This is a genomic window from Rhizorhabdus histidinilytica (genome assembly GCF_900167915.1).
Lineage (GTDB): Bacteria > Pseudomonadota > Alphaproteobacteria > Sphingomonadales > Sphingomonadaceae > Rhizorhabdus > Rhizorhabdus histidinilytica.
In genome coordinates this window covers 1-4,749 of the sequence record NZ_FUYM01000038.1, presented here as the reverse complement: position 1 = coordinate 4,749, position 4,749 = coordinate 1, and the positions used below count along the sequence as shown (strand labels likewise).

Sequence of the window (4,749 nt, the reverse complement as noted above, 5' to 3'; positions counted from 1 at the left end):
AAAGGCTGCACATAAAGGCCGGACACGCGACTGCACTCGATATGGCATGTCAGAACGTCAGAAAATCGCACCGCAACGCGGGAGCCATCCACACGTGCACGCTAAGGGCGAACAAATCCGGTACAATGCCAGCGGAAGCTACCTGTAGGTACTCAACGGCGTGTTCAACCTATCCTTTGAGCATGTGTCGATCATTGCGGGCGCCGATATGGGAGGGCCGCAAGCCGGCTCATCAACGATCGAGGTAGAGCCCTGCTGGCCAAGTATGTGAGCCGGTTGCCCATCCCCGGTATGGCGAAGGATCGCCGATGAACCAGAGCATCGACGGCAAGGGTCGCGCAGCGATCAACGTCCATCAAGCCAAACTTCCCCCACTTCAAATCGCTGAGGGCAGCCATATCGGTGTCAATGCCACCGGGTGCAAAAGACCCAACGCTCACACCCGTCCCGGCAAGCTCGACGGAAAGTGCCCGCATGAGGGTACTCACATAGGCTTTCGACGCGCCGTAGACCGCTTGGAAGGGTACGGATGTTTCGCCCGCCAGGCTCGACACTGCGATTATTGAGGATTCAAACGGCTGCTGCCGGAAGATCGCAATCAGGCGGGCCAGCAAATCCGTGAAGCCGGCTACGTTTGTTCCAATCACCTCGGCATAGGCGTCGGCACGGCTAGCATCAAACGGACCGGCGCTCGTCAGCCCGGCAGCCAAGAAAGCCGCATTGACTTTCAATTCTATAACCTTGGCCGCGATCTTCTCCCTGCCCTCAATTTCACGTTGATCGGCCACTATGATCTCGCACGGGACATTAAACCGCTCGTCAATTTCAGATTGTAGCTCCCGCAAGTTGTCGAGCCTTCGCCCAACAATCAGGGGCTTGGCCTGGTACGATGCCGCCAAACGGAGGGCTGACGCCCTGCCCAAACCGGTTGAGGCCCCTGTAACCAGCACCCACGAGTTCTGGATCGGCAGCGGTTTCATGCGCTTTCCAGAGCCTTGTACAGGGCGGTTTTCCCGATCTTGAGCCGAGCCGCCGCCTCACGAACAGTTAGGCCCGCTGCGATGTACGTCCGCGCCTTGCGCAGCTTGTCGGGAGTGACGACAGGGCGGCGGCCGCCCTGACTACCGCGCTCGCGCGCGGCTCGCAGGCCAGCATGGGTGCGTTCCCGGATCAGATCGCGCTCGAATTGGGCCAGCGAGCCGAAGATGTTGAACACCAGCATGCCGCCCGAAGTGGTGGTGTCGATATTCTCGGTGAGTGAGCGGAACCCGATGCCGCGCGCCGCAAGCTCGCCGACCTTCTCGATCAGGTGGCTCATCGAGCGGCCGAGGCGGTCGAGTTTCCAGACCACCAGCGTGTCGCCGGGGCGCAAATAGGCGAGCGCTTCGGTTAGGCCAGGCCGATCGGCTTTTGCCCCGGATGCGTGATCGTCGAATATACGGTCGCACCCGGCAGTGTTCAGCGCGTCAAGCTGGAGCGACAGCTTCTGGTCTGCGGTCGAGACGCGCGCATAGCCGATCAGCGCCACATGATGCCCGATCCTGTCCGTTTTCCCGTCATTATGCGATCTTGTCCGAATCGCCGTTACAGGTCCAGAGTTAACGGACATATTCCTGTTGGCCGCCAGAGGACCGTCTGACGGACAGGCACAGAGAAGGAGATGATGTTGGCGAGGCGGCGACTGGTGAGCCCGGAAATCTGGGCGGGGCATTATGACGCGCCGCTCGATGAGCGCGAGATTGCACGTCACTATACGCTGACCAGCGACGATCTGGAATTTGTCGGCCGCCGTCGCGGCGATGCCACCCGGCTCGGTTTCGCGATGCTCCTGCTCACCATGAGATGGCCTGGCCGTGCGCTGGAAGCGGGCGAAGTCCCGCCCGCACCCGTGCTCGCTTATGTGGCCCGCCAACTTGGTGTCGCGCCCGAAGCCTTTGCGGCCTATGCTCATCGGGACCAGACCCGTCGCGAGTATCTCGTTGAAATCCGACGATCGCACGGGTTCAGGATCTTCGACCGCGACGCCTTCCGTGAAGTTGTCGCCTTCTCGATCCCGATCGCGCAGACCATCATCCATCCCGGCCAGATGGCAGGGGTCATCGTCGATGAACTCCGCCGTCGGCAGATCCTCCTGCCTTCTTCGTCGATTCTCGAAGCGGTACTGCGACGGGCTCGCCAGCAAGCTGAACAGCTTACCTATGAAGTGCTCACAAATGGCCTGCTGCCCGACACACTACAGGGCCTGGACGATTTGCTGGCGCGACGGTCGGGGCAGGCCACCACATGGCTATCCTGGCTACGCAATGCGCCACAGTCGCCGGCAGCGCGCAACATCCTGCGCCTGATCGAACGGCTCGCCTATGTCCGCGCACTGGGCCTCGATCGCGGTCGGGCCGACATGATCCCGGCTTCGACTTTTGACAGGCTGGCGGACGAGGGCAGCCGCATCACGCCCCAGCATTTTGGCGAACTCAATGCCCTGCGCCGACATGCGACGCTGGCGGCAACCGGCATCCGCCTTGAGGAAAGCCTGACCGACGCGGCCCTGACGATGTTCGACAAGCTGTTGGGCAGCATGGTGCGCCGCGCCGAAAACCGGACCCGCGACAAAGCCCTCAAGACGGTGCGCGAGCTGCAGGGCCATCTCCGGACGCTCACAGGGTCTTGCCGTATCCTCATCGACGCGCATACCAACGGCGTGGACTCGCTGGCGCAGATCGAGGCGCTGGACTGGCAGCGCTTCGCCATGGCGGTCGAGCAAGCCGAAGTGCTCGGGCGACCGGAAACCGTCGATCGCACCGCTGAATTGATTGATCGGCATCGCACGGTAAAGCTCTTTGCCGGCCCCCTTCTCAACACCTTTGAATTTCGCGGCGCCGGCGCGGTGCAGGGACTCCTGTCGGCGCTGGCCATTATCGCGGAGCTATACCGGACCGGCAAACGGCGCTTGCCTGATCGCGTGCCGCTGCGCTTTGTACCATCAGCATGGCGGCCGTTCGTCCTGCGGGATGGCATCATCGACCGTGCCGCATATGAACTATGCGCCTTGTCCCAGCTACGCGAGCGGCTGCGAGCGGGAGACATATGGGTCGCGGGAAGCCGCCAGTTTCGTGATTTCGACAGCTACCTCATACCACCGGCCACCTACGCGGCGCTTCGCGAGAAGGGGCCGCTGCCGCTCGCCATCGAAACGGACTTTGAGCGCCATATCGAGGAAAGGCGCACCAGGCTCGATACGGCGATCGAACAGGTAACGGTCCTCGCGCGACAGGGCGAACTGCCCCAGGTCAGACTTGACGAAAACGGCCTCATCATCTCGCCGCTGAAGGCGGCAACGCCGCCCGCCACCGAGATGGCCCGTCGCGCCGCCTATGATCGGCTGCCGCGCGTGAAGATCACCGATCTCCTGCTTGAGGTCGATGCCTGGACCGGGTTCAGCGAATGTTTCATCCATCGGCGTTCGGGCCGGCAGGTCGACGATCGCAATGCTTTGCTCACCGTCATCCTTGCCGATGGCATCAATCTCGGCCTCACGCGCATGGCGGAAACCTGTCGGGGCGCAAGTTTGCGCCAGCTCGCCCATCTTCACGACTGGCACATCAGCGAGGCCGCCTATGGTGAAGCGCTGGGAAGACTGATCGACGCCCATCGCACCATGCCGCTCGCCGCGCTGTGGGGAGACGGCACCACCTCGTCGAGCGACGGACAACAATTTCATGCCGGGGGTCGTGGGGCCGCGATCGGCGACATCAACGCGCGCAGCGGCAACGAACCGGGCGTCGCCTTCTACACCCATGTCTCGGATCGATATGATCCCTTTGCGAGCCGGGTGATTGCGGCGACTGCCGGCGAAGCGCCCTATGTGCTGGATGGCTTGCTGTATCACCAGACGGGCCTGACGATCGAGGAGCACTACACCGATACGGGTGGAGCATCGGACCATGTGTTCGGCCTCATGCCCTTCTTCGGCTACCGCTTCGCCCCGCGCCTGCGCGACATCAAGGAGCGTCGCTTGCACCTCCTGCCTGGCCAGGAATCTGGCCCCTTGCTCGGCGGCATGACGGCCGAGCCGATCGCATTGGGTCATGTCGCCGCGCATTGGGACGAACTGCTGCGGTTCGCCACATCGATCCGTACCGGCACCGTCACCGCTTCGGCGATGCTGCGCCGCCTGTCCGCCTATCCGCGACAGAATGGACTGGCCCTCGCGCTGCGCGAGCTTGGCCGCCTCGAACGCTCGATCTTCATGCTCGACTGGCTGCGCGACATCGATCTGCGCCGGCGCACCCAGGCGGGCCTCAACAAGGGTGAAGCCCGCAACGCGCTCGCTCGCGCGCTCTTCTTCAACCAGCTCGGCGAACTGCGCGATCGGCGGTTCGAGAACCAGACCTATCGCGCATCCGGCCTCAACCTGCTCGTCGCCGCCATCATCCTGTGGAACACCCGCTATCTCGAAATGGCGTTGGCTGACATCGCAACGCCCGACGAGATTGCACGCCACATCGCGCCATTGGGCTGGGAGCATATCTCGCTGACCGGCGACTATAGCTGGAATGTCGAAGATCGGCCTGATCCGGATGCCCTGCGCCCCCTGCGCGCCGTCAGTTCCCTGCTCGCCGCGTGATGTTCGCCCTCCGTTCTCCCTTAGCGTGCACGTGTGGATGGCTCCCGCGTTGCGGTGCGATTTTCTGACGTTCTGACATGCCATATCGAGTGCAGTCGCGTGTCCGGCCTTTATGTGCAGCCTTT

Annotated in this window: 3 protein-coding genes; 1 reads left to right on the top strand and 2 read right to left on the bottom strand. The window is 62.8% G+C overall.

Annotated elements, in window-relative coordinates; genetic code table 11:
* Window positions 1-191 precede the first annotated feature (191 nt).
* Window positions 192-980, bottom strand: coding sequence for an SDR family NAD(P)-dependent oxidoreductase (locus tag B5X82_RS25875; protein ID WP_020817919.1), 789 nt, complete (start codon window positions 978-980; stop codon window positions 192-194).
* Window positions 977-1,528, bottom strand: a complete 552-nt coding sequence (locus B5X82_RS25870; RefSeq protein WP_020817918.1) for a recombinase family protein — start codon at window positions 1,526-1,528, stop codon at window positions 977-979. The genes B5X82_RS25875 and B5X82_RS25870 overlap by 4 nt, the downstream gene beginning before the upstream one ends.
* A gap of 138 nt (window positions 1,529-1,666) precedes the next feature.
* Between B5X82_RS25870 and B5X82_RS25865 the strand changes: the two genes are divergently transcribed.
* Window positions 1,667-4,624 (top strand): Tn3 family transposase, encoded by a 2,958-nt coding sequence (locus tag B5X82_RS25865; RefSeq protein WP_031286075.1) that lies wholly within the window; start codon window positions 1,667-1,669, stop codon window positions 4,622-4,624.
* Window positions 4,625-4,749: the final 125 nt, after the last annotated feature.

Bases quoted from the DNA above. Each gene is read 5' to 3' on its own strand.
- B5X82_RS25875 (WP_020817919.1), bottom strand. From the start codon at position 980: ATGAAACCGCTGCCGATCCAGAACTCGTGGGTGCTGGTTACAGGGGCC.